At 31.0% G+C, this 25,711-nt stretch carries 23 protein-coding genes and 1 riboswitch; of the genes, 21 read left to right on the forward strand and 2 right to left on the reverse strand.

Annotation, left to right across the window (positions count from 1 at the left end):
• Positions 1 to 589 precede the first annotated feature (589 nt).
• The 16 genes from BMY79_RS05885 (at position 590) to BMY79_RS05960 (ending at position 14,761) form a co-directional block, all read left to right on the forward strand.
• Positions 590 to 1,279, forward strand: coding sequence for a F0F1 ATP synthase subunit A (locus tag BMY79_RS05885; protein ID WP_022749124.1), 690 nt, complete (start codon positions 590 to 592; stop codon positions 1,277 to 1,279).
• A 29-nt stretch (positions 1,280 to 1,308) separates the two neighbouring features.
• The gene (atpE, locus tag BMY79_RS05890; protein ID WP_022749123.1) at positions 1,309 to 1,530 is read left to right on the forward strand and encodes an ATP synthase F0 subunit C; all 222 of its coding nucleotides are present in this window, start codon (positions 1,309 to 1,311) and stop codon (positions 1,528 to 1,530) included.
• Between the two features lie 43 nt (positions 1,531 to 1,573).
• A complete protein-coding gene (gene atpF, locus BMY79_RS05895; RefSeq protein WP_022749121.1) occupies positions 1,574 to 2,023 on the forward strand; it encodes a F0F1 ATP synthase subunit B in 450 nt (149 codons plus the stop codon).
• Positions 2,004 to 2,516, forward strand: coding sequence for an ATP synthase F1 subunit delta (gene atpH / locus BMY79_RS05900; protein ID WP_074730576.1), 513 nt, complete (start codon positions 2,004 to 2,006; stop codon positions 2,514 to 2,516). Before atpF ends, atpH begins: the two co-directional genes overlap by 20 nt.
• 3 nt (positions 2,517 to 2,519) lie before the next feature.
• The gene (atpA, locus tag BMY79_RS05905; RefSeq protein ID WP_420358871.1) at positions 2,520 to 4,055 is read left to right on the forward strand and encodes a F0F1 ATP synthase subunit alpha; all 1,536 of its coding nucleotides are present in this window, start codon (positions 2,520 to 2,522) and stop codon (positions 4,053 to 4,055) included.
• Positions 4,056 to 4,069: 14 nt separating this feature from the next.
• The gene (gene atpG, locus BMY79_RS05910; protein ID WP_074730578.1) at positions 4,070 to 4,969 is read left to right on the forward strand and encodes an ATP synthase F1 subunit gamma; all 900 of its coding nucleotides are present in this window, start codon (positions 4,070 to 4,072) and stop codon (positions 4,967 to 4,969) included.
• Between the two features lie 35 nt (positions 4,970 to 5,004).
• Positions 5,005 to 6,408 (forward strand): F0F1 ATP synthase subunit beta, encoded by a 1,404-nt coding sequence (gene atpD / locus BMY79_RS05915; RefSeq protein WP_022749115.1) that lies wholly within the window; start codon positions 5,005 to 5,007, stop codon positions 6,406 to 6,408.
• A gap of 3 nt (positions 6,409 to 6,411) precedes the next feature.
• On the forward strand, positions 6,412 to 6,828 hold the full coding sequence (gene atpC, locus BMY79_RS05920) for an ATP synthase F1 subunit epsilon (protein WP_022749114.1): 417 nt from the start codon (positions 6,412 to 6,414) through the stop codon (positions 6,826 to 6,828).
• A gap of 200 nt (positions 6,829 to 7,028) precedes the next feature.
• A complete protein-coding gene (locus tag BMY79_RS05925; RefSeq protein ID WP_022749113.1) occupies positions 7,029 to 7,718 on the forward strand; it encodes an ABC transporter ATP-binding protein in 690 nt (229 codons plus the stop codon).
• On the forward strand, positions 7,711 to 10,254 hold the full coding sequence (locus BMY79_RS05930) for an ABC transporter permease (protein WP_074730579.1): 2,544 nt from the start codon (positions 7,711 to 7,713) through the stop codon (positions 10,252 to 10,254). Before BMY79_RS05925 ends, BMY79_RS05930 begins: the two co-directional genes overlap by 8 nt.
• A gap of 94 nt (positions 10,255 to 10,348) precedes the next feature.
• Positions 10,349 to 11,023 (forward strand): winged helix-turn-helix domain-containing protein, encoded by a 675-nt coding sequence (locus tag BMY79_RS05935; RefSeq protein ID WP_074730580.1) that lies wholly within the window; start codon positions 10,349 to 10,351, stop codon positions 11,021 to 11,023.
• Positions 11,024 to 11,189: 166 nt separating this feature from the next.
• Entirely contained in the window at positions 11,190 to 11,831 is a 642-nt protein-coding gene (locus tag BMY79_RS05940; RefSeq protein WP_074730581.1) for a hypothetical protein, read from the forward strand.
• Between the two features lie 16 nt (positions 11,832 to 11,847).
• Positions 11,848 to 12,693, forward strand: a complete 846-nt coding sequence (locus tag BMY79_RS05945; protein ID WP_022749107.1) for a hypothetical protein — start codon at positions 11,848 to 11,850, stop codon at positions 12,691 to 12,693.
• A complete protein-coding gene (locus BMY79_RS05950) occupies positions 12,680 to 13,510 on the forward strand; it encodes a hypothetical protein (protein WP_074730582.1) in 831 nt (276 codons plus the stop codon). Before BMY79_RS05945 ends, BMY79_RS05950 begins: the two co-directional genes overlap by 14 nt.
• Positions 13,511 to 13,529: 19 nt before the next feature.
• Positions 13,530 to 14,171 carry an ABC transporter ATP-binding protein gene (locus tag BMY79_RS05955; RefSeq protein WP_022749105.1) on the forward strand — a complete coding sequence of 214 codons (642 nt, stop codon included), beginning with the start codon at positions 13,530 to 13,532 and terminating at the stop codon, positions 14,169 to 14,171.
• Positions 14,168 to 14,761 carry a DUF5028 domain-containing protein gene (locus tag BMY79_RS05960; RefSeq protein ID WP_074730583.1) on the forward strand — a complete coding sequence of 198 codons (594 nt, stop codon included), beginning with the start codon at positions 14,168 to 14,170 and terminating at the stop codon, positions 14,759 to 14,761. Before BMY79_RS05955 ends, BMY79_RS05960 begins: the two co-directional genes overlap by 4 nt.
• Before the next feature lie 138 nt (positions 14,762 to 14,899).
• On the opposite strand, the gene bioB is transcribed toward BMY79_RS05960, so the two are convergent.
• Positions 14,900 to 15,865, reverse strand: a complete 966-nt coding sequence (gene bioB / locus BMY79_RS05965; protein ID WP_330390103.1) for a biotin synthase BioB — start codon at positions 15,863 to 15,865, stop codon at positions 14,900 to 14,902.
• 263 nt (positions 15,866 to 16,128) lie between these two features.
• On the opposite strand from bioB, the gene BMY79_RS05970 reads away from it, so the two are divergent.
• From BMY79_RS05970 to BMY79_RS05990, 5 genes are all read left to right on the forward strand, one after another.
• Positions 16,129 to 16,713, forward strand: a complete 585-nt coding sequence (locus tag BMY79_RS05970; RefSeq protein WP_242838545.1) for a biotin transporter BioY — start codon at positions 16,129 to 16,131, stop codon at positions 16,711 to 16,713.
• A 122-nt stretch (positions 16,714 to 16,835) separates the two neighbouring features.
• Positions 16,836 to 16,931, forward strand: a riboswitch (purine riboswitch).
• A gap of 9 nt (positions 16,932 to 16,940) precedes the next feature.
• Entirely contained in the window at positions 16,941 to 18,326 is a 1,386-nt protein-coding gene (locus tag BMY79_RS05975; protein WP_074715942.1) for an NAD(P)/FAD-dependent oxidoreductase, read from the forward strand.
• Positions 18,327 to 18,591: 265 nt separating this feature from the next.
• Positions 18,592 to 19,263 carry a vitamin B12 dependent-methionine synthase activation domain-containing protein gene (locus BMY79_RS05980; protein ID WP_027422194.1) on the forward strand — a complete coding sequence of 224 codons (672 nt, stop codon included), beginning with the start codon at positions 18,592 to 18,594 and terminating at the stop codon, positions 19,261 to 19,263.
• Complete coding sequence (locus BMY79_RS05985) at positions 19,256 to 21,700, forward strand: homocysteine S-methyltransferase family protein (protein WP_074730584.1); 2,445 nt, start codon at positions 19,256 to 19,258, stop codon at positions 21,698 to 21,700. The genes BMY79_RS05980 and BMY79_RS05985 overlap by 8 nt, the downstream gene beginning before the upstream one ends.
• Positions 21,701 to 21,802: 102 nt before the next feature.
• Positions 21,803 to 23,698: a bifunctional homocysteine S-methyltransferase/methylenetetrahydrofolate reductase gene (locus tag BMY79_RS05990; protein ID WP_074730585.1), complete on the forward strand. Its 1,896-nt coding sequence runs from the start codon at positions 21,803 to 21,805 to the stop codon at positions 23,696 to 23,698.
• A gap of 315 nt (positions 23,699 to 24,013) precedes the next feature.
• Here the strand turns inward: BMY79_RS05990 and BMY79_RS05995 are convergent, their stop codons facing one another.
• The gene (locus BMY79_RS05995) at positions 24,014 to 25,543 is read right to left on the reverse strand and encodes a sodium/proline symporter (RefSeq protein ID WP_074730586.1); all 1,530 of its coding nucleotides are present in this window, start codon (positions 25,541 to 25,543) and stop codon (positions 24,014 to 24,016) included.
• Positions 25,544 to 25,711 lie beyond the last annotated feature (168 nt).

A 25,711-nucleotide genomic window follows, 5' to 3' on the forward strand; every position in this document is an offset into this window, starting at 1 on the left:
TGAGATATTTATTTATGAATATTGTAATTTAATTAATACTAAAAATAACTTCCTTATATATCATAATGTCCTTGAAGATTATATGCAAGTGGAAAATACCAAAAATGTTTTATTTTTTATATTTACGATTTTGTTAGGAAAAAACGAACAAAAGAAACAAAAAATAATAGAAAAATGAATGGATTATAAATGAAAATATACTGATTCTCTTTAAAGAGTAAAAGTTATTTTAGATAACAATAGAAAAAATAGACAAAAAATCATGTTTTTTTCTCAAAAAAAATATTGAAAATAGTGAAAAAAAGAGGAAATTAAACACTTACCTATTACAATAGGTAAAGTGTTGACATTGTGCAAAATAGTGTTAAAATCGGTTAATAAGTACAGATTGTTCATTAAAAACATATGATAGATTATACTTGTATACAATTATTCGTTATTATACTTGCCCAATAATTTAATTTTTTTTGTGCATATTTAATATACGACACAAAAAGAAAATTAACGATAGTATTTCCGATGAGTGTGTATGCGAATGTATCGACTATCAAATAATGGCGTTGTATTCAGAAAGGAAGTGACTTAACGAATGGATGCTCTTATCAAAGACTTGTTAGAGCAATTGGAGTGTCGAAATGTTTTTGAAATTCCATTATTAGGTGGAATTCCCATTTCTGAATCTGTGGTAGTTACCTGGATAATTATGGCAATACTATTTGTATTGTGTTATTTCCTAGGGCGAAATCTAAGCGTTGAAAATCCAAGTAGAGGGCAACTGGTTGTAGAGATGATTGTAAAAGGTTTATATGATACAGTTGCTGAAAGTGTTGGCGCAAATGGAGTCAGATATATTTTTTATTTGATGACGGTTATGGTTTACATAGGATTTGCCAACATTATTGGAATATTTGGATTTAAACCACCAACAAAGGACATGAGTGTTACTGTGGCACTTGCATTGATGAGTATTGTTTTAATTCATGTAAGTGGAATTATCCAAAAAGGAGTTGGAGGATGGCTAAAAGGATTTGCACAGCCAGTACCGGTATTGTTACCACTTAACATTCTAGAAATTTTTATTAAACCCTTATCGCTTTGTATGCGATTGTTTGGAAATGTGCTAGGCGCATTTATCATTATGGAACTTTTAAAATTAGTAGTTCCAGTAGTTGTACCTGGATTATTCAGTCTATATTTTGATTTGTTTGACGGTGGAATTCAGGCATATGTTTTTGTTTTCTTAACATCATTATTTATAGCAGAGGAAACAGAGGATTAAAAAATATAAATGTAAAGGAGATTATCATTATGTCATTAGTAGCAATTGGAGCAGGAGTAGCAGCATTAGCAGGAATCGGAGCAGGAATTGGAATTGGTAAAGCAACATCATCAGCAGTAGATGCAATTGCAAGACAGCCAGAAGCTGCAGGTAAAATTAGAAGTAACCTTGTATTAGGTTGTGCACTAGCTGAGGCAACTGCCGTATACGGATTCGTAATCGGTGTATTAATTATCTTTATGGTAAAATAGTATTTATTGATTAGTTAAATCTCGTAGGTGAAGGTGGTTATATATGTTAAATATTCAGCTAAGTACTATAATTTTAACTATCATTAACGTTCTTTTTATGTATGTTGTTATAAAAAAATTATTTTTTAAACAAGTAATGGACACCATTAATGCGCGTGAAAATTTAATTAAAAAACAATTTAACGACGCTAAAGTGGCAAATGAAGATGCGGATAGAAAAAAAGAAGAGTATGCATTAAAACTTGAAGGTGCGCGAGCTGAGGCAGAAAAGATAGTTCTTGAAGCTAAGGAAAATGCACTAAAAGAAAAAGAATTAATTATAAAAGATGCAAAAGTTGAAAGTCAGCAAATTATTGCAAAGGCTAAAGAAAATGTTGTAGCAGAGCAAAAGAAAGCACAAGAAGAAGTTTCTACAGAAGTTGCTAGACTTGCACTTATTGCAGCAAGAAAAATTATAAAAACAGGTGAACAAAATGACGCAAGAGGCAATTAATCAGGCAAAGGTTTTGTTTGGTTTGTGTCAGAATCGTTCTGATGTTGAAAGATTAGAAAAATTGTATTTTGCGACTCCAGCATTAAATGCAGTTTTAAATAATCCTATAGTTTCTATGAGCAAAAAAATGAAAATCATAGATGAAGTTTCAAACAGAACTAATCAGCCTGAAATAATCAAAAACTTTTTAAGAAAGTCATGTCAAAATGATGCACTTTCTGAAATGAAAGATGTTTTTAAGTGCTATTTTAGTATGTGTGATATGGCTGAGGGTATTGTAAATGCTCAGGTGTTTTTTGCTCAAAATCCCAAGGATAAAGAATTAAAAGAAGCTAGTGAGTTTTTACAGAAAAAATATCCAGATAAAAAAATAGTTCTAGATACTCAAGTCGATGAGTCACTTTTAGGAGGGAGACTTATTAAAGTTGGTAATACTGAGTATGACGAAAGTTATGAAGGGTATCTAAGACAATTGGAAAGAAAATTAACTTAGGAGGTGAGTCCTGTGGGCGCAATTAGTGCGACAGATATAATCTCTATTATCCAAGAAGAAATAGAAAATTTTTCATGGGAAGCAACAGATCGTGAAACAGGAGAGGTAATCTACGTAGGCGATGGTATTGCTACTATTTACGGTATTGATCATGCTATGTATGGCGAAATCGTAGTCTTTGATAATGGAGTTAAAGGTATGGTTCAGGATATCCGCCGTAATGAGATAGGTGTTATCTTATTTGGAAGGGACACAGGAATCAAAGAAGGAACAAAAGTAACAAGAACAAAGAAAAAAGCAGGTATACCAGTAGGTGATGCGTTTGTTGGAAGAATTATTAATGCATTAGGTGAACCAATTGATGGTAAAGGCGCAATTGAATCAAATGGTTATAATCCAATTGAGCGTGAGGCACCAGGTATTATTGATAGAAAGTCAGTAAATACACCTCTTGAGACAGGTATTCTAGCAATAGATTCAATGTTCCCAATTGGTAGAGGCCAAAGGGAATTAATAATTGGTGATCGTCAAACCGGTAAAACATCAATTGCAACAGATACAATAATTAATCAAAAAGGAAAAGATGTAATTTGTGTATATGTTGCAATCGGTCAGAAAGCGTCTACAGTAGCAAAAGTTGTTTCTACATTAGAGAAAAATGGCGCTATGGAGTATTCTATTGTTTTATCATCAACAGCAAGTGATCCAGCATCACTTCAATACATTGCACCATATTCAGGAACAGCGTTAGCTGAATATTTTATGGCGCAGGGAAAAGATGTTTTAATAGTATATGATGATTTATCAAAACATGCTGTTGCATATAGAGCAATTTCGCTTTTATTAGAGCGTTCACCAGGACGAGAGGCATATCCAGGTGATGTATTCTATTTACATTCAAGATTGTTAGAGCGTTCTAGTCGATTATCAGATGAATTAGGAGGAGGCTCAATTACAGCGCTTCCAATCATTGAAACACAAGCTGGAGACGTTTCTGCGTATATTCCAACAAACGTTATTTCAATTACAGATGGTCAGATTTTCTTAGAGTCTAACTTATTCTTTGAGGGTATGAGACCAGCTGTAAACGTTGGTTTGTCTGTATCCCGTGTAGGTGGTGCGGCACAAACAAAAGCAATGAAAAAAGCATCAGGAAGTATACGTATTGATTTAGCACAGTATCGTGAAATGGAAGTCTTTACACAGTTTGCATCTGATTTAGATGAACAAACAAAGAATCAGTTAGCACATGGTAGTGCACTTATGCAATTGTTAAAACAACCATTGAATCATCCATTATCATTACATGAACAAGTAATAACACTTACACTTGCTAATGAAGGATTCTTTGATATTGTAGATGTTAAAAAGGTAAAAAGTACACAATTAGATGTGTTATCATTCATGGATGCTACACATCCAGAAATTGGACAGCAGATTGAAACAAACAAAAAAATAGATGATGAACTTATTAGTTCTTTACTTAAAGCAGCAGAGGAATACAAGATAAGTAGGAACTTATTAGGTAGTCAAGAATAAAAGTAGGTGCTTAAATGGCAAATACAAAAGAGATAAAGGATAGAATGAGTAGTATACAAGATACGTTAAAAATAACAAACGCTATGTATATGATCTCATCATCTAAATTAAAAAAAGCAAGAAAAAGCTTAGAAAAAACTGAGAATTATTTTTATACTTTACAGTCAGTAATGGCTCGTATTTTGAGACATATTCCAGATATGGAAAGTATTTATTTTAAATCAAATGAAGGCAAAAAAAGAGAAGATGTAAAAGTAGGTTATATCGTTATCACAGCCGACAAGGGTCTTGCAGGAGCGTATAATCATAATGTTTTGAAATTAGCGGAAGAACATTTGAAAAATTGTCCTAATTACCAACTTTTTGTTTTAGGAGAGCTAGGTAGACATTATTTCGAGCATAGAAATATTGATATTGATCGACAGTTTCAGTATACAGTTCAGAATCCATCATTAAACAGAGCACGTAATATTTCAGAAACTGTTCTTGAGTTATATTTAAAAGGTGAGTTAGATGAGGTACACATTGTATTTACTAAGATGGAGAATGCAATGCAGGAAGAGGCAGTAATAACTCAGTTATTACCTTTAAAGAAACATGAATTTAATGCTTCAGATATTCCGGTAGATGTTCAGATGGAAGAATTGAAGTTTGATCCATCTCCAGAAAAAGTAATGGAGCAGATTGTACCAGATTATGTTGTGGGATTCATTTATGGTGCACTCATCGAATCGTTCTCTAGTGAACAAAATGCTAGAATGATGGCAATGGAGGCAGCTACAAAGAGTGCAAAAGATATGCTTCATTCTTTAGATATTTTATATAATAGAGCAAGACAAGCAGCTATTACTCAAGAAATAACAGAGGTAATTGCTGGTGCTAAATCTCAGAAAAAAAAGAAAAAGAAAAAATAATTTGAAATAATATAAGAAAGGGAGGTGTTTTCCAAGTGAATACAGGAAGAATAGTGCAAGTTTTAGGTCCTGTAGTAGACGTTGAATTTGCTGAAGGAATCGAGTTGCCATGTATAAAAGATGCGCTTGAAGTAACAGTAGAAGGAAAACGTCTTGTTATGGAAGTAGCTCAGCATATTGGAAATAACACCGTTCGCTGCATTATGCTTGCAGCATCAGAAGGCTTACATAGAGACATGGAAGTTGTAGCTACAGGTGATGGAATTAAGGTTCCTGTAGGTGAGCAGACTCTAGGTAGATTGTTCAATGTTTTAGGTGAAACATTAGATAACGGAAAAAAATTAGATGATGGTGAAAAATGGGTTATTCATAGAGAACCACCATCTTTTGAAAATCAAAAACCAGCAGTTGAAATACTTGAAACAGGTATTAAAGTTATTGATTTATTAGCACCATATGCAAAAGGTGGTAAAATCGGTTTGTTTGGTGGTGCCGGTGTTGGTAAAACAGTATTAATTCAAGAATTGATTAGAAACGTTGCAACTGAACATGGTGGATATTCTATATTCACAGGTGTTGGTGAAAGATCAAGAGAAGGAAATGATCTTTGGACAGAAATGGGAGAATCTGGCGTTCTTGAAAAAACTGCATTAGTATTTGGTCAGATGAATGAGCCACCAGGAGCTCGTATGAGAGTTGCTGAAACAGGTCTTACAATGGCTGAATATTTCAGAGATGAAAGAAATCAGGATGTGTTATTATTTATTGATAATATTTTCCGTTTTACACAAGCAGGATCAGAAGTATCTGCATTGTTAGGACGTATGCCATCAGCCGTAGGTTATCAGCCAACACTTGCTACAGAAATGGGTGAGTTACAAGAAAGAATTGCATCAACAAAGAGTGGTTCAATTACATCGGTACAGGCAGTTTATGTACCAGCTGATGATTTAACTGATCCAGCTCCTGCAACAACATTTGCTCATTTAGATGCAACAACAGTTTTATCAAGAAAAATTGTTGAACAAGGTATTTATCCAGCAGTAGATCCATTAGAGTCAAGTTCACGTATTCTTGAAGCTGATGTTGTTGGAGAAGAACACTATGAAGTTGCAAGACGAGTGCAGGAAACATTACAAAAATATAAAGAATTACAAGATATTATAGCAATTTTAGGAATGGAAGAATTAGGTGATGAAGATAAATTAGTAGTTTATCGTGCAAGAAAAATACAGAGATTTTTATCACAACCATTCCATGTTGCAGAAAACTTTACTGGTGTACCAGGTGTATATGTACCATTAGAGGAAACAGTTAAAGGATTTAAAGCAATTTTAGAGGGCGAAATGGATGAATATCCAGAAGCTGCATTCTTTAACGTTGGTACTATAGAAGATGTAAAAGCAAAAGCAGAGGCAATGAAAGAAAGTGGGGCTTAATGTATGAGTTCATATTATTTGAAAATTATTGCGGCCACTGGAGATTTTTTTAATGGTAGAGTTAGATCTTTAATAGTTCCTCAGTTTGATGGACAAAAAGAAATATTAGCTTATCACGAAGATATGGTTATTGCTGTAAAAGGTGGGGAAGTTAAGTTTCAGGAAGAAGGATCTTCGGAATGGAGAGTTGCTTTAGTTGGAAAAGGATTTGTCCAAATTGCGAATAACCGTGTTATTTTACTTGTAGAAACAGCTGAAAGACCAGAAGATATTGATAGAGCCAGAGCGGAAGAAGCGAAAGAAAGAGCAGAAGAACAGCTTAGACAAAAGCAGAGTATTCAAGAATATTATCATTCAAGAGCTTCACTTCAAAGAGCTATGGCAAGACTAAAATTTACAAGTGGAAGACGTAATTCTTAAAATGAATATATAAGAATATTATATAGTAATAAGTGCAATAGATTAGTTTATAAACTGATTTATTGCACTTTTTTTATTATGATTTTGTTTTGAAAAATGAAAGTTAAATTAAAAACAAAAAGGAAACAAAAAGTAATGTTTAAGTAATGATAAGGGAGTATAATGTATGCAAAAAGCTTATTGTTAAAAAGGAGCATATGATGGAGAAAACAATTATTGAAGTAAAAGACTTATGCAAAGAATATGGAAGCCATGAAAATAAGGTGGAGGCCTTATCAAATATATCTTTTGGTATTAAAAAAGGAGAATTTGTAGCAGTAGTAGGAACATCAGGTTCTGGTAAAAGTACTCTTTTAAATTTGTTGGGAGGTTTAGATGTCCCAACATCAGGAAAAATAAAAATTGCAGATAAAGATATGACTGCATTGAAAAATGATAAATTAACTAGATTTAGAAGTAAACATATTGGATTTGTTTTTCAGAATTATAGCTTAATTCCAGTGTTAAATGTATATGACAATGTAGTTTTAGGTGCAACGATTAACGGTAAATGTAAAATAGACCATGAAAAAGCAAAATCATTAATGGAATCTTTACAGATTTGGAATAAGAGAAAAAATTATCCAAACGAATTATCGGGAGGTCAGCAACAAAGGGTTGCAATAGCAAGAGCTCTATTTGTTGAACCAGACATTATTTTGGCAGATGAGCCTACAGGAAATCTTGATCAAAAAAATACATTAGAAGTAATGAATCTATTAGGTGAATGTTCAAAAAAATATAATCAGACAATTATTATGGTTACTCATGAAAATGATATGGCTGCAAAATGTGATAGACAGATTCGTATTAGTGACGGAAAACTAGAAGAGGTGACAGCAAATGTATAAAATTTCGTGGCAGTATATAAAGAAAAATATAAATAATACTTTTGCTTTATTGTTATGTATTGTTGTATCAACAATTTTGTTGGTGGGTGTCACATCAACTTTAAAAAGTATGCAGATTAATAAAAGCCAATATTATGCCAAACAAACAGGAAATTATCAATATAAATACCGAATTGAAAATGAAAATTATAAAAACATTGAAAAAAAGATAGAGAATTCCAAAGCAGATGTAGATTCCTGGAGTATTTTGAGTAGAATGTATTCTATAGATAAGCCAAAATATTTTGATTTATATTTATGCGATAGAAATTTTTTTAAGCAAAATAATATTAAATTACTTAAGGGAAGATATCCAAATAAAAAAGGTGAAATGCTAATTGAAGAGTGGAGCATTTCTAATATGTCTTTGACAAAAGCAATAAATTCATCTATGAAATTTCAAGGTAAAAAATATAAAATAGTTGGTATAGTTTCGGATTCATACATGAAAACATCAAATACAAATGTAGGTTATACATTTGTAGATGTTGAGGAACCGATTAGTCCTAAGTATGAGGTAAATGTAAATTTTGATTATCAATCAGATATTTTAAAAGAAAGTAAAACCTTAAAAGATGAGTTTAAAGTTTCTTCAAAAAATTATTTAGTTAACAGAGATACGACAGAAGCTTTAGGTTATTATGCTGCATCTGAAGATGAAAGCACTTTTGCACAAATTGTAGAGCAGATTGCATCAAATGAAAAGGTTATTGCGATATTATTTGCAGTGTTTGGATGCTTTATTACATATAGTGTATTAAATATTATTTTGACACAAAGAATGAGACAATATGGAATACTTGTAACATTAGGAGCGACTAAATATAAATTGTTTAGAATCATATTTAATGAGTTATTAACTCTTTTAATAGCAGGTTATACGATAGGTGCAGTAGTAGGATTTTATGGCTCAAAAATCTTGTTTAAATTACGACCAAATGATTATATAGTATCACAGTCTAATATTTTCATATTAAGCAAAAATGCTATAAGCATTGGGTTTGCGATATACCTTATTTTAATTGTAGTGATGTCATATATTATAACTTACAAAATAAATAAGAAAACTTTGCTTAACTCATTCGAAGAAATAAGTAAACATTTAAAGAAAAAAAGAATTATTTTATCTAGTAAAAAAAGAGATTTAATTCCTTCTATTTTTTCAAGATATCGTAAAATGAGACCGGTATCTTTTGCATGCACTATTATTTCTTTAGCTCTTTGCGGAGTTATACTTTGCGGATCTAATTATTATTTTTCTACTATAAAAGAAGAAAATAAAATGAGAGTTGCAGGTGGAGATGAAGGGTTAGCTTATGACTATGCTTTTAAATCAGAAAATAACGTTTTTGATTCAGGACTAAAAAATAGCGATTTAGATAGACTTAAAAAGGTTGATGGAATTAAAAACATATATGCGTTTAAGCAATTTATGGGAGAAACTAAACTTCATAAGAAGCAAATGGTATCAGATGCATCATATAAAGAAGCAAATAAAGATAAGCGATTAAAGGGCTATTTCAACGGAATATTAAATAAAGATTTAAATAACAACTATCTACTAAAAGGTGATATAAATGGTTATGATGAAGATATGCTTGAAAAAGAGAAGATGTATCTTGAAACAGGAAAAATAGATAAAGCAAAACTTGATACAGGAAAATATGTAATAGTGATTATTCCAGTTGACGGTGCAACAGGAGCAACTAATACCATTTTAAATATTAAAGCTGGAGATACATTAGAAGTTAAAACACCAAAATTACAAAATCAAAATGAGCTAGATATTTTAACATTCAAAGGCGATGAAGCAAGATATGAAACTAGAGAGTTAACTGTGTTAGCAACAGTTCGTATGGGATTAGTATCTAGCGATTATTGGACAGCAGGTAATGGTTTAGATTTGATTATGTCGAATAAAGAAATGGAAAAGTTATATGGAATTTCAAAATATGATATAGCTTGTGCTGATAAAACAGAAGACGTAGATAGTGCAAAGTTAGCAAATGATGTACAAGAAGTTGTTAAGGATGTTCCAAGAATGAATTTCCAAGATAATAGAACACAGTTAGAAGAACAAAACGCAAGTTTACGTCGCCAAGAAAATTTAATAGATGTTTTGGCAATTTCCGTTATTTTAATTAGCATTTTTAATATGCTTAATAGTATGCGACATATGTTTTCATCAAGAAAAAAAGAAATTGGAATAATCCGAGCAATTGGAACAAACGAGAAAAAAATATTGAGAGTAATGGCCAAAGAAGGGGCAATATATGGTATTTATACAAATTTGTGTATGTTTTTAGGAATATATATTGTTACTAATTTAATGTGTCAACACCTTAAAAGTGTATGTTTTCTTTATCATCCAGTTGTAAAATACGATTTAAAGGCAATAGTTTTCATTGCAATTATAAACTTAGTTGTAAGCATTTTTACAGCTATAGTATCAATTAAAAAAGTACTTTCAGAACATGTTGTTACAAATATGTTATAATAATGGAAATGTAAGGATTGGTTATTAGAGGACAAATTGGACATTGCAGTTCAGTTTGTCCTTGAAATGTTATTATAGACAGGAAGGCAAAGACATGAAGGCACTAATTATAGGGAAAAATATTATGTTTAAGCAGATAGTAAAAAAAGTTTTTAAAGAAAATGATTCTTTATCTTTTGAAGAAAATATAGAAATGGCTTTAGGAAATGAAAATTTATTACAATATGACTTTATAGGGGCTTGCATAGACTATAAAAATAGGGGTGGCGACATAGGAGATGAAGGCGATTTATTAGAACTTTTTTCTTATGTTAAGGAGATGAATAAAGAAAATATATTTTTTATAGTTTCTAATAAATATAGTGCAAAACTAGAAAAGAAAATTTTAAAATATGAAAAAGCGGAGTATACATCGAGACTGGATATATCAGATGTAGTAGAGATGAGGTTAAAAAAACTATTAGAGTATCATAAAAATCGTGTACTGGTGGTAAAGGATATTGTATTTGATTTAGATAACAATACAGTTAACAAGGGTGGAAAAAATTTAGAGTTAACAAAAAATCAAATGGTGATTTTACAAATCTTTATGGAAAATCCTAACAAAATAGTACCGAGGGAATATATAATCGATAGAATATGGGATTGTGATATAGAAAAAACTAATACCCTTAATGTAGAAATGTGCAGACTTAGAAAAAAATTAGGGGAAGGGAAGACGTATTTCGTAAATGTAAAGGGAATCGGATATAAATTTTATGAAAAATAATAATTGGAAAGTTTTTCTAGCTAAAAATCAAAAAGCAAAGTATTAAAGGATATTATCATGAATGTCAGAATTTGTTTAAAAATTAAAAAAAATCTAAAGAAAGTGGTATAATAATCTAAAAAGCGATATAATAATCTAAAAAATATAAACAATAAAGGGGGAAATTATGAAAATAAAACATAAGATTTGTTTTGCAATAGGAGTTATTGTGCTAATAAATTTTACAGCATGCAATATAAAATCGAAAGAAAATGTTGATAGTGGGAAAAGTGTATATGAATTAAAAGCGAGTAAAAAGGCATTAAAAAAAGAACAAGAATTTACAAATCCATTTGTCAAAGGGAAAATGACTTATAAAATATTAGAATATAAGGAAAATAAATCATTGAAAGATGCACAAATTGAAAAGAGTAGTATTGAAGAACCACATAATCAATATGCAAAACAAGAAGTTGGAGAAAAACACAGAAAATTGGAAGATTTTGTAAATGATGATACTTCAATGAAAAAAGATAGTGTTTTTATTACGATTAAATTAAAAATTTCAAATATAGACGCAGAAGGGATAACAAAAAAGGATGAATTTACTAGTTATGAAATTACCTTATTTGGAGGAAATCCCGTAAACCATTATTATCCAGTGTATTTTAGTGAGGCGGGTAAAGCAGATAAAGAACAAAAATTTCATTATAGGATAAAAAAAGGGGAAACAAAGGAAGTAGTATTAGGGTATTTTGTTCAGCGAGAAGACCTTAAAACATTAGTCGGAACAATAAGTAATAGTGAAATACAGTTTAAACTTAAATAATAATGAGGAGAGCATAATGTTTTTTAAAGTATTGAGAGTAGAATTAAATAAAGCATTTAAAAATAAAATGATGCTAATGACTGCATTTTTTTTATTTTTGTTGGTACTAGTTCATTCAGTTGTGAGTATTTATGACTTCAGAATAGAATATAATAATTTTATAGAAAAGGGTTCAAATGAAAATTGTATGTTGACGTCTATGTCTGTTTTTTATAATTGGATTGGTACGGATGTTGTATCGTTTTATACAAGTGCCTTTTACTTTTTGATGCCAATCTTTGTGGTCTTACCATATGGATGGTCTTTAATTTCTGAAATAAAGAAAGGTTATACACAAAACGTGCTTATTAGAACATCTAGAATGAATGTTTTTATGGCAAAATATATTGCTTGTTTTATATCTGGAGCTTGTATTATATTTTTTTCCTTAGTATTATCTTTTTTAATATTAAGTATGTTTCTGCCTGCTATAAAAATGGATAGTATTTATCCGTATGGAGTAATTGGACAGGGATGCATGTGGGCTGATTTATATTACGATAATCCATTTTTATATTGCGTATTATATACATTAATAGACAGTTTATTTGCTGGATTAATTGCGTCGTCTTGCGTGGCATTAGCTTTTATATTTAAGAAAAAAATTTCAGTTATAATGTTTCCTTTTTTGTTTTTGCTAGTAATAGATTATGTAGATGATAATTTTTTACTAGGAGCGGAGTATTCTCCAATAAAATTTTTACAAGCTCTTCCAGTTTCTAATAATACGTATACGTGGGTAGTGTGTATATACATCGTTTTAATTATGAGTATATCATTAGGAATAATTTTTATTAGAGGTCGAAAATATGAAGTTGTATAAATTATTAAAATATGATATAAAAATAGGAATTTTAAAGCGATGGTATCTATACTTTCTAGTGTTTGTTGGAGCAGTGTTAGGAGGATTAGGATATTATTATAATTTAGTGCAAAGGGGATTAGCTAATACTAAAGGATTGACAGTTATAAATATATTTATGTATTTATTTGCTGGGAAAGAGCAGTTTAATCCAGAGGTAAATAGTGCGTTTGTATTTCCTATTGAATGGCTTTTGCTTTTTGTATTCGAAGTTTTTATAGTTATGGATTATGCAAAAAGTAATCTTTTGGGTCATGGAGTACAAGTGATACTTAGAATGCATGAAAGGAATTTGTGGTGGTGTTCTAAATGTGTGTGGGTTATTGTCAGTACAGTACTTTATTTTGCAATAATTTATTGCGCAATTTTGCTAGATTGTTTGTTGCTAAAAATCCCAATATCAATTAATTTTTCAAATACGGTGAATGAAAAATTAATTGATTTATCTTTTATTAGTATTAGTCAAATTGACATAATATTATTTATTATTGTGGCACCTTTTTTTACGGCTCTTGCAGCTAATTTCTTGCAACTAATTTTAACTTTATTTATGAAAGAAACGCACGCTTTTTTAGTTATAGTAACGTGGTTGTTTGCATCTACTTATTATAAAAATATTTTATTGATAGGGAATTATGCAATGATAAAAAGAAATAAATTATGTATAGAAGGTGGAATAGATAGTCAGTGGGCAATAATCATTGATTTGTTTATTGTTGTATTATGCATTATTTTGGGAATGTTTACCCTAAGAAAATATGACATAATAAAAAAGTGATTTTTGGAGGAATAAAAAAGTGGTAGAACTAGAAAATGTAACTAAGATTATAAGGCATAATAGTGTATTAAAAAGTGTAAGCTTTAAATTTGAAAAAGGAAACGTATATGGCATAAAGGGAGTGAATGGATCAGGAAAGACAATGCTTTTAAGGATGATTTCAGGTCTTATTTATCCAACAGAAGGGAAGGTACTGTATGAGGGGAAAATATTGGGGAAAGAGATTTCTTTTCCTAAGAGTATTGGTGTTTTAATAGAAAATCCTTCTTTTATAGATTCGTATACGGGATTTAACAATTTAAAACTGTTAACTTCCTTGAATGACATAGTGGGAGATGATGAAATTAGAGAAACTCTTTTGAGAGTGGGATTAGAACCAGATGATAAAAGAAAATATAAGAAATATTCATTAGGTATGAAGCAACGTTTAGGTATTGCAGCAGCTATAGTGGAAAATCCAGAAATTATATTATTTGATGAGCCATTAAATGCTTTAGATACAAAGGGTGTTGAATTATTTGATAAGATAATTAAAGAAGAAAAACAAAAAGGTAAGCTAATAATAATGACTTGTCATGATGAAAAAAAATTATATTCATATTCGAACAAGATACTTTTTATGGAAAATGGAGTATTGAAAGAAGTGGAGGAGTTGGAATGAGTAAAAATAAAATAAGAAAAATATTACTAATTGTAAGTGTAATTATTGCTGCAAGTGTAATATATTGTTATCGTTTTAAAGCGGCCAATCAGAAAATAAAAAACCCTAGAATTTTAAATTATAAACTAGGGGAGACAGTAAAAATGAATGATGACATATTATTAAGCTATACAATGAAAGGGTATAGTATAAAAGTAAAAAAAACTGATGTATTAAATTACAAAGAATATCTAAAAAAATATAGACTTAAAGATAAATATACAGAAGTACCAGATAAGGTATATGATGTTAAAGTTGAAATAGAAAATTATAATGCAGATAAAGGGACAGGTATTAATCTTGCAGAATTCTATATACAAAAATCTTCTGTTATTGCGGGTATAGACGTAAATCTTTTGGGAGAAGTAAATAAAAATTTAAAAGGACAAACAGCTATTGCATTAAGAAAAAATTCAAAAATACAGATAAATATACCGTTTGATTTGTACAAATATAGTTTTAATGATAGTACATGGAAAAATATAAAAAATTATGATATGAAGTTCGTTGTAACTCTCTATCCTACAAAAAAAGTTGTAGATTTGAGATAAACAACTAAATTTAATATTTAAGTTTTTAAGTAGGAATATAAAATAAAATAGGGCCCTATTATGTACCGCCCCCCAAAAGTTAGACTTTTTGGGGTCACCTCACTATAGGGCGCTTTTAATATATAAAAAAAGAAAGTTTTATATTACAATACGGCCAAGTTGTTTAAGCATGTTTCTATCACTTTTTATAGTTGATCCACTTGTAGTGAGCATATTTCCAGTGATAGTTGAGCTGATTCCACAGGAAAAAGCTTCTTTTCCATTATTAGGAAGAAGTTTACGACCACCAGCTAAACGGATGTCGGCAGAAGGGTTAATTAATCTAAAGATAGCGATAGTTCTAAGTATTTCATCAGGTGAAAGTGGAGCTTGGTTTTCTAAAGGAGTTCCTGGAATAGCCATTAAAACATTTATAGGAATTGATTTTATTTTTAAATTTTGTAAAGTTAAAGCCATGTCAATTCTATCTTGCCATGTTTCTCCCATACCTATAATTCCACCAGAACAAACATTAAAACCTACAGATTGCGCTAATTTTATTGTAGCTATTTTTTCGTCAAACGAATGAGTAGTACAAATATGAGGAAAATACCTTCTTGAAGTTTCTATGTTATCGTGGTAATTGCGAACACCAACATCATAAAGTTTTTTAAACTGATTCTTAGTTAAAAATCCCAAAGACGCACACAATGAAAGAGTTGTCTCCTTATTTATTTTTGAATAAATGTCCAGGGCTTGTTCAAACTCTTTTCCACTTAAACTTTTGCCAGAAGTTACAATCGCAAATCGATTTACCCCTTCACTAGCATTATTGCGGGCTTCTCTTAAAATTAAATCGCCATTTAAAAAATTATAATTTTTGCAAGAGGTATGATTGTAGGATGACTGGGCACAATACTTGCAGTTTTCGCCACAATTGCCACTTTTTCCATTAATTATAGTACACAAATCTACAGTGTCACCACAGAAAGCTTTGCGGATACGGTTTGCTGCTTCTTTTAGCTCAGAGAGGTCACATGTGACCAAAAAATCTAAGTTATCACCTTTTTGCAATAATTTCCCATCTATTATTTCATTTGCCAATTCTAATAAATTCACTTTCATAACTAAACCTCCCGGAAAATGTAATATTAAATATTTATTTAATAAAAAAATATAATTATCGTCTTAAGGACAATTTTTTTTACAAGTAAAATACCCAAAACATTGGATAATTTTTTTGAAACGATTTTCTAACAAAGCAAGTATAAAACTAAAAAAATGAATTGTCAACCCAAAAATAAAACAGGTTGACAATCAAAAGCGTTGTAATTATAATGTGGTTGTAAATTATTAAAAATTGATATAATTTAGGAGGAGCAAAAATTATGGACAATATGAAAATCTCAAGGGAAAAATCTAATAGTTCTGTATTTTTTAGTGTAAAAAATATGACAACCATTGCAATGATGACAGCAGTTATATGTGTTTTAGGACCTTTTTCAGTACCTATTGGTCGGGTGCCTATTTCTCTTTTACCATTGGCTGTTTTTCTTGCGGTATACATTATTGGAACTGTTAGAGGAACAATTGCTTATAGTATTTATTTGTTGCTAGGTTTATTTGGGGCATCTGTTTTTGGAGGGGGCTCGGGAGGACCTAGTGTAGTATTTGGTCCAACAGGAGGATATTTGGTATCCTTTATTTTTATGGCATTATTAAGTGGATTTTTTATTCACAGATTTTATAAAAATGTTGTAATCCAGGGCATTGGAATGTTTTTAGGAATTCTTCTAGCTTATGGGTGTGGAACAATTTGGTTTATGATTTTAATGAAATGTAATCTTAAGGTAGCACTTACACAATGCGTTTTCCCATTTATTCCTTTTGATATTGTAAAGGTTATAGTGGGAATTATAGTGGGAAGATCTGTTAGACGTAGACTTATCGCTGCTAATGTAATAGAAGATTAAGTGACAATATATAAAAAACATGGTTAATACCTCCTAACTGGTATTATAATATATTAGATATGCTTATTGTAATCATGCAAATTAATTATAATGCGTTATTTTCGTTGAATATATAAGAAAGAATGTGCTATATTGAGGTGGGTTATATAAGTCTGTAATTGGTCAGACGTCTCTACAACTACCGTAAATAGTTCACTATAACTCATAAAAAAAGGAGGTAATTTTTTATGAATTATGATGTTATTATTATAGGAGCGGGACCTGGAGGAATATTTTCTGCCTATGAATTAATGAAAAAAAATTCAAACTTAAGCGTTGCAGTTTTTGAGGAAGGTGCATCGTTAGAACAGAGACATTGTCCTATAGATGGCGATAAGGTTAAAAGTTGTATAAAATGCAAAACATGTTCAATAATGAGTGGATTTGGCGGAGCAGGTGCTTTTTCAGATGGTAAATATAACATTACGAACGATTTCGGTGGAACATTGTATGAGCATATAGGTAAAGATAAAGCTATTTCATTAATGAAATACGTTGATCAGATAAATGTTGAGCATGGTGGCGAAGGTACTAAAATGTATTCGACAGCTGGTACAAATTTAAAGAAACTTTGTATTCAAAACAAGTTAAATTTATTAGATGCATCGGTTCGTCATCTTGGAACTGATAAAAATTATGTTGTTTTAGGAAATATGTATAATGAGTTAAAGGATAAAGTTGATTTTTATTTCTTTACCCCAATTAAAACAATTAAAGTCCTAGAGAATGGATTATACAGAATTGTATATGAAAAAGCTGGACAAATGGAATATTGTGATTGTAAACAGTGTATAGTATCAGTTGGTAGAAGTGGAAGTAAATGGATGCAACATGTTTGTGAAGAGCTTGATATTCCAACTAAATCTAATCGTGTTGATATCGGAGTTAGAGTTGAGCTACCAGCTGTAGTTTTTTCGCATTTAACAGATGAGTTATATGAAAGCAAAATTGTATATAGAACAGAGAAGTTTGAAGATAAAGTTAGAACATTTTGTATGAATCCATATGGAAGTGTTGTAAATGAAAATACGAATGGAATAATTACAGTAAATGGTCATAGTTTTGAAGATCCTAAAATGAGAACACAAAATACTAACTTTGCTTTACTTGTTGCGAAGCATTTTACAGCACCATTTAAAGATAGTAATGGATATGGAGAAAGTATTGCTAGACTTTCTAATATGCTAGGTGGAGGCGTAATTGTTCAACGTTTTGGTGATTTGATTAGAGGACGAAGAAGTAATAAAAAACGTATTGAAGAAGGCACAGTTCGTCCAACATTAGCTGCAACACCAGGAGATTTAAGTCTTGTTTTACCAAAGCGAATTTTAGATGGTATTATTGAAATGATTAATGCTCTTGATAAAATTGCACCAGGAACAGCTAATGATGACACATTGTTATATGGTGTAGAAGTTAAATTTTATAATATGGAAGTTGACATAGATGAAAATCTAGAGACAAAATATAAGGGATTATATATTATTGGTGATGGTAGTGGAGTGACACATTCGCTTTCACACGCATCAGCTAGTGGAGTCTATGTGGCTGATAGAATAGTGGAAAATAATTAAAATTTATATACCCTCTTTATTGGATAACGTAAAATTCAGTAAGGAGGGTTATTTTTATTGATAAGACTTGTTTTTGGGACAAGAGTACTTTTTGTACTTACAATATATAAGATTTACAAGAGAAGGTGCTTAGAATTAAAAATATTGTATTATAAATGCATAACATTATCATATGAAAAATGTGTTTTTTTTTTATAAATATTATTTGACTATTTATGTTTTAATTTATAGAATTAAAGTATAAAAGTAGGAGCAGTGCGTGATAATGGATGTGAAATTGATAAGTAGTGATATTAAAGAAATTTTAAGATACTTAGCATACAATAATCAAGCACTTGATGAAGGAATTAAACAGCAAGTGCTTGATTCTATTACAAGGGTTAATGAAGCTTCAGAAGCTAAATATATTTATAAAGTTTTTGAGATGGAAGAAAACAGTTTTCCCAAGGAGCTCATTTTTTTAAAGGGAGATGGAATAAAAAATCATCTTAAAGGTTGTCACAAAGTTGTTTTGATGGCTGCAACAATAGGTATAAATGTTGAAAGGTTAATTAGAAGAGAACAAATCAAGAATATGTCTAATGCCGTTATTATGGATGCTTGTGCAAGTGTCTTAATAGAGGCTGTTTGTGATACGGTTGAATCCAATTTGAGGAAAGAGGTAGCTAAAGAAGGTTTATTTTTAACGACTCGTTTTTCACCAGGGTATGTGGATTTACCAATTGAAATTCAAAATCAGTTTTGCGATACATTAAATACTGCAAAAACAATAGGACTTACAGTTAGTGATAGTGGAATCTTGATTCCAAGAAAGTCAGTAACTGCAATTATGGGGATATCTAAAAGTTCAGTAAAAAAGAATAAAAGAAGTTGTAATGATTGCAATTTGAAAGAAAATTGTAGATTTAGAAGAAATGGAGTAAGTTGTAGTGAATAGTATTATTTTTTTAGACGGTGGAATGGGAACAATGCTTCAGGAGGTTGGTTTAAAGCCTGGTGAGCATCCTGAAGAATACGGTTATTATAATCCAGAGGTTGTATGTGAAGTACATGAAAAGTATCTAAAGGCAGGAAGCGATGTGATTTATGCTAATACATTTGGAGCAAATTCACATAAATTAAAGGGTTGTAAAATCGATACAAAATGTGCAATTGATTCTGCAATAAAGACAGCCAAAAAAGCAATTGATAAATTTGAAAGTCAAAATGATGTAAAAATTAAAAAAAGAGTTGCGCTTGATGTTGGACCAATTGGAGAATTACTAGAACCGTTAGGAACGTTAAGTTTTGAAGAGGCCTATGACGTTTATAAGGAAGTAATGATAGAAGGAGAAAAAGCAGGAGCAGATTTGGTTGTTATCGAAACATTTACAGATTTACTTGATGCAAAGGCAGCAGTTTTAGCTGCAAAAGAAAACACAAAATTACCAGTGTGGGTGACTATGACCTTTGAAAAAAATGGTAGAACTTTTACGGGGACTACTGTTGAGTCAATGGCGCTTACTATGTCGGGCTTGGGTGTTGATGCACTTGGAGTTAACTGTTCGTTAGGACCTAAAGAGATTTTGAAATTTGCTAAAATTTTAAAAGACTGGACTAATTTGCCTATTATTATTAAACCGAATGCAGGTCTGCCTGATCCAGCGACTGGATTATATGATTTGAAAGATGTCGATTTTGCAAAGGAGATGTTAGAGTATATTCCGCTTGGTGTGGATATTATGGGAGGATGTTGTGGAACAAACCCTTCATACATTAAAAATCTTGTGGATAACGTAAATAAATCTTTAAAAGAAAACAAAGATAATCATGAAGTATTAGGCGCAGTTGAAGAAAATAAAATCGGAGCAATTAAAAACGGTGTTTGCTCAACAACAAACGTTGTTACGTTTGGAGGAGTAAGAGTAATTGGAGAACGTTTAAATCCTACTGGTAAAAAAAGGTTTAAACAGGCTTTAGAAGAATGCGATTATGAATACGTTTGTAAAGTGGCACTTGAAGAAGAGGAAGCAGGTGCTGATATTTTGGATGTAAATGTAGGAATTCCTGGTGGTGAAGAAATTAAACTGATGAAAGATGCAATTAAGGAATTGCAGGGAGTTGTTTCAGTTCCACTTCAAATTGATTCATCAAATCCAAAGGTTATTGAGGAAGCATTAAGGGTTTATGCGGGTAAACCTATAATTAATTCAGTTAGCGCTGACGATGAAAAACTTGATGCAGTATTGCCTTTGGTAAAAAAATATGGGGCAGCAGTTATAGGACTCGCATTAGATGAGAATGGAATACCAGATACGGCAGAAGGGCGTTTTGAAAAAGCAAAATATATTTATGATAGAGCAAGAGAATATGGAATTCCTAAAGATGATATTTTGATAGATTGTCTTACACTTACAGTTTCGGCTCAGCAGGAACAGGCTGTTGAAACACTTAAAGCTGTACGAATGGTAAAAGAAAAACTGGGATTACATTGTACGCTTGGAGTTAGTAATATTTCATTTGGATTACCAGCAAGAAAGCATATAACAGAAAATTTTTTGATTCAGGCAATGCACTGTGGACTCGATTTTCCAATCATTAATCCAAATGTTTTAAGCTTGATGGATGCAGTGTCTTCTTTTAAGGTTCTATCTGGAGAAGATGTTAACTGTGATAATTATATAGAACGTTTTACAGGACGTATAGAGACAACAACTGTTAGTTCGGCAGAAAAAGATAAATCAAATAAATCAGATGTTAGTGGAGAAACAAATGAAATATCAACTTCAGTTCTAAAAGGTCTTGGGGAAGAGACAAAAAAATTGGCAAAGGAGTTAATTGAATCAGGGAGCAAAACGGAGATAGAAGTTATTAATGAATTTCTAATTCCGGCACTTGATGAAGTTGGTCAGCTTTATGAAAAGCAAAAGATATTTTTGCCTCAGCTTATTAATTCAGCAAATGCCGCTTGTGCAGCGTTTGATATGATTAAAGAAAGAATTGCAAATCGCGGAGGCGAGAGTGTATCCAAGGGAAAAATAATAGTTGCAACGGTAAAAGGCGACATTCATGATATTGGAAAGAATATTGTTAAAGTTATTTTGGAAAATTATGGATACAAAATAATTGACCTTGGAAGAGATGTGCCGGTAGAAAAGGTTGTTGATACAGTATTAAGTGAAAATGTTACACTAGTTGGACTTTCAGCCTTAATGACAACAACATTACCAGCTATGAAGGAAACTATTGTAGAAGTAAAAAAGGTAGCACCAGAGTGTAAAATCTGGGTGGGAGGTGCTGTGTTGACTCCGGATTATGCGATGGAAATAGGCGCTGATTTTTATGCGAGAGATGCAAGAGATTCTGTAGATATTGCCAAAAAAGTATTGGGATAATGCGGTTATCAATACAGAATCAATTAAAAAATGAATTTGCTAGAAAATCGTAGTTAATAATATTGCATATTGAATAATAGGAAGAATAGGATAGGGATTATTATGTTTAAAGAAAAAAATGTTTATTTATTTGATGGTGGTTTTGGTACATATTATAGCCAGAAATATGAAGAATCAAGCAACAGATGTGAAGTGATTAATCTAAAGAATCCACAAAAAGTTATAGATATTCACGTAGAATATATCAATGCTGGTGTTGATGCAATAAAAACTAATACATTTGGAGCTTTTTTTGAAAATTTTGGTAATGATTATGAAAAAATAATTAAAACTGGATATAATTTAGCTTTAAAAGCTAGAGAAATAAGCAGGCGTAATGTTGATATTTTTGCAGATTTAGGTCCGGTTACAGGAGATGAAGTAGTTAATCAAATTGAGGAATATAAAAAAGTCGTTGACGTTTTTTTAGAGGAGGGGGCAACGAATTTCCTTTTTGAGACGTTAGGTGATTCTAGCGCAGTTATTGAAATTGCGAAATATATTCGTCAGAGAAAAAAAGCTGCTACAATAGTGGTGTCATTTGGAGTGATGCCAGATGGATATTCTCCAGATGGCTTTTTTGTTAAAGATTTATTGGAAGAAGTTTTAAATGATGTAAATATTGATGCAATTGGTTTGAATTGTATTTCAAGTGCAATCCATTTAAATAATCTGTTGCTTCGATTGGTTAACACTTATAAGTTTGATATTACACAAAAAGCATTTTTATTTATGCCCAATGCAGGTTATCCGGTTGTAAGAGGATATAGAACTTTTTTTGAGGGGAATATTGATTTCTTTGAAAAGCAAATCGAATATGCACTAGGATTGGGTGTATCTATAGTTGGTGGATGTTGTGGAACGACACCAAAATATATTAAAAAAATTAAAGATGGAATTAATAATTTTAAAAAAAATACTGATACAGATCAGAATTTAGATGGTAAAGAGAGAAAATGTTTAGACGAAAATGTGAATCATAATGCTGAGTTAAATCTCAACAAGATTAATGAAATAAAATCCGAGATTAAAGAATTATTATTTTCAGATGATAATATTAAAGCTGATAGTATTGAAACAAATAATAATAAGCTAAAAACGATAAGTGATAACATCTCAAAAACCGGTAAAATTTTTGCGGTTGAATTAGATTCTCCTAAAAATGATGACACTTCTACCTTTATGAAAAATGCCAAAAAATTACAAGAGGCAGGCGTTGATAAGATTACAATTGCAGATTGTCCAATTGCTAGGCCGAGAATGGATTCGAGTTTATTGGCATGTAAGGTTAAAAGAGAGCTTGGACTTGATGTTATTCCACATATGACTTGTCGTGATAGAAATATTAATGCGACAAAGGCTTTACTTCTGGGTTTGTCTGCTGAAAAAATTAGAAACGTGTTAGTGATAACTGGGGATCCGATTCCTTCTGCACAAAGAGATGAAGTAAAGAGTGTATATCAATTTAATTCACGTAAATTAGCACGTTATATAAATTCATTAAATCAAGAATTACTAAATGGAAAGATTAATATTTATGGGGCGTTAAATGTTAATGCAGTAAATTTTAATGTAGAATTAGATCGAGCACTACAAAAAATGGAGGAAGGTGTGTGTGGTTTTTTGACACAACCGATTCTAACGCATAGAGGATTTGACAACCTAAAAATCGCAACTGAAAAATTAAAAGGAGCTTTAATTTTAGGAGGAATAATTCCAGTTGTAAGTGAAAGAAATGCGAGATTTATGCAGAGTGAAATTAATGGCATAGATGTAGATGACGAAATAATAGAACGATATGTTGGCAAAACAAAGGAAGAAGCAAGGGTGATTGCAGTAGAGTTATCTGTTGAAATCGCTAGTAAAATTAAAGATTATGTTGATGGTTATTATTTGATGACCCCATTTAATAGAACTGATATTATAATTGATGTAATAAAGAGAATCAAAGAATTATAAAAAGAAAAAAGAGCGAAATCATAGTGTGTAGAAAGGTACTATGATTAAGCTCTTTTTTCTTTTGCTATGTTAAACATGGCAGTTAACTGTTAGCAATATTAAATGTTTTTTTATTTCTTGATTGATGTATATTTTTATGTAGGTTATATTATTGATATTTTGAATATTTATTATGTAATGCATTTCCTTTACAGTTATAATTATAGCACAAAAAATACAAAAATATAACCTGGATTTAACAATAAAATAACCAAAAATCATTATCTTTTTTTGACTATTTGTTATAAAAACTAAAAGCAAATATAAAATATTTGTTTATTTTTTACAAATTGAGTCAAATTCTTTTGTGACCTCTTCAGATGGAGCTTGTGTAAGTAAACTTACGATGATATTTACAATTAAAGCAATTACAAATGCAGGTAATAATTCATAAATTCCGAATAGTCCACCGAGTTTTGATATACCGAATTTCCAAACAAATACCATGATTCCACCGATGATTAATCCACATAATGAACCTTGCATATTTGATCGTCTCCAGAATAAGGCAAGTAAAACAATAGGACCAAATGTGGCTCCAAATCCAGCCCAAGCAAACGATACGATACCAAATACAGAACTATTAGGATCCCAAGCTAAAAATACACCGAGTAAAGCGATTAATAATAATGTTATTCTAGAAAGAATAATTAATTTTTTATCGCTTACTTTTGCTTTAAAAAATCCTACGTATATATCGTTTGAGATTGCAGAAGATGCTGCTAGCAACTGCGAATCTGATGTTGACATTGTTGATGCAAGAATACCTGATAAAACAATACCAGCAATAACAGCAAAAAGTGTACCATGTGAACTAAGTAATGCTGAAATTTTTACAATTACAGTTTCTGAGGCAGAACCATGTAATACAGGTATTTTTTTGTGTGCGGACATAGATAATCCGATTACACCAATAAAAATAGATACTGCCATTGAAATAAAAGCCCAAATAGATGCAACTCTTCTTGAAAGTGCAATTTTTTCCTCGTTTTCAATAGCCATAAATCTTACTAATATGTGTGGCATACCAAAGTATCCAAGACCCCATGCGAGATTGGATAGTATTGATAAAAGTGAAATAGAAGTCGAACTTTTTGTGACAGGATCGTAGGCACTTGTTAAGCCTAAATATCCTGGCAAAGCTTTAGCATTATCTAATACGTTATCAATTCCACCGACCGTATTAATTCCAAATAATAAAATAATAAATAAAGCAATTGTCATAACAATACTTTGAATTAAGTCAGTTGTACTAGCAGCTAAAAATCCACCAAGTGTTGTATATAATATGATTACGATGGCACTTACTACCATTGCAAGATGATAATTAATACCGAATAAACTATTAAATAATTTTCCACATGCGGCAAAACCTGATGCTGTATATGGAATAAAGAATATTACGATTTCTATTGCAGCTACAAAAGCTAATATATTTTTTTTGTCGTGATATCTTTTTGAAAAGAATTGCGGTAATGTTATGCTGTGGTTTACAGCAGTGTATCGACGTAATCTCTTAGCAACGATAAGCCAATTGATATAGGTGCCGATTGCAAGACCGAGAGCTGTATAACCAGCACTTGAAACACCTGCCAAATATGCAACACCTGGGAGTCCCATCAACAACCAACTACTCATATCTGAAGCTTCAGCGCTCATAGCAGTAACAAACGGGCCAAGCTGTCTACCACCTAAGTAAAAATCATTTACAGTTTCATTTTTGTTAGATAGTTTAATTCCTATTCCGACCATAGCGAGCAAATAAATTGACATCGCTATAAGCATAGCAATTTGTGATATTGTCATAATTTTATGCTGCGAAAAAAGCAGCTCCTCCTTTATTTTTACTAGCACTTTAATTTAGTAAAGTATAAAACTACTAGCTACAATAGAATACCTTCTAATGAGCATATTGTCAAGAAAATACAGAGTTTTGTAATAAAAAAACATAAAAAATTAAATTGATTTTTAAGA

It is taken from the genome of Lachnobacterium bovis, from assembly GCF_900111325.1.
In the GTDB taxonomy this organism is placed as follows: Bacteria; Bacillota; Clostridia; order Lachnospirales; family Lachnospiraceae; genus Roseburia; species Roseburia bovis_A.

Coding starts and splice junctions, on each gene's coding strand:
- BMY79_RS05885 (WP_022749124.1), top strand. CDS start 590: ATGGATGCTCTTATCAAAGACTTGTTAGAGCAATTGGAGTGTCGAAAT.
- atpE (WP_022749123.1), top strand. CDS start 1,309: ATGTCATTAGTAGCAATTGGAGCAGGAGTAGCAGCATTAGCAGGAATC.
- atpF (WP_022749121.1), top strand. CDS start 1,574: ATGTTAAATATTCAGCTAAGTACTATAATTTTAACTATCATTAACGTT.
- atpH (WP_074730576.1), top strand. CDS start 2,004: ATGACGCAAGAGGCAATTAATCAGGCAAAGGTTTTGTTTGGTTTGTGT.
- atpG (WP_074730578.1), top strand. CDS start 4,070: ATGGCAAATACAAAAGAGATAAAGGATAGAATGAGTAGTATACAAGAT.
- atpC (WP_022749114.1), top strand. CDS start 6,412: ATGAGTTCATATTATTTGAAAATTATTGCGGCCACTGGAGATTTTTTT.
- BMY79_RS05925 (WP_022749113.1), top strand. CDS start 7,029: ATGGAGAAAACAATTATTGAAGTAAAAGACTTATGCAAAGAATATGGA.
- BMY79_RS05930 (WP_074730579.1), top strand. CDS start 7,711: ATGTATAAAATTTCGTGGCAGTATATAAAGAAAAATATAAATAATACT.
- BMY79_RS05935 (WP_074730580.1), top strand. CDS start 10,349: ATGAAGGCACTAATTATAGGGAAAAATATTATGTTTAAGCAGATAGTA.
- BMY79_RS05940 (WP_074730581.1), top strand. CDS start 11,190: ATGAAAATAAAACATAAGATTTGTTTTGCAATAGGAGTTATTGTGCTA.
- BMY79_RS05945 (WP_022749107.1), top strand. CDS start 11,848: ATGTTTTTTAAAGTATTGAGAGTAGAATTAAATAAAGCATTTAAAAAT.
- BMY79_RS05950 (WP_074730582.1), top strand. CDS start 12,680: ATGAAGTTGTATAAATTATTAAAATATGATATAAAAATAGGAATTTTA.
- BMY79_RS05960 (WP_074730583.1), top strand. CDS start 14,168: ATGAGTAAAAATAAAATAAGAAAAATATTACTAATTGTAAGTGTAATT.
- bioB (WP_330390103.1), bottom strand. CDS start 15,865: ATGAAAGTGAATTTATTAGAATTGGCAAATGAAATAATAGATGGGAAA.
- BMY79_RS05970 (WP_242838545.1), top strand. CDS start 16,129: ATGGACAATATGAAAATCTCAAGGGAAAAATCTAATAGTTCTGTATTT.
- BMY79_RS05975 (WP_074715942.1), top strand. CDS start 16,941: ATGAATTATGATGTTATTATTATAGGAGCGGGACCTGGAGGAATATTT.
- BMY79_RS05980 (WP_027422194.1), top strand. CDS start 18,592: ATGGATGTGAAATTGATAAGTAGTGATATTAAAGAAATTTTAAGATAC.
- BMY79_RS05990 (WP_074730585.1), top strand. CDS start 21,803: ATGTTTAAAGAAAAAAATGTTTATTTATTTGATGGTGGTTTTGGTACA.
- BMY79_RS05995 (WP_074730586.1), bottom strand. CDS start 25,543: ATGACAATATCACAAATTGCTATGCTTATAGCGATGTCAATTTATTTG.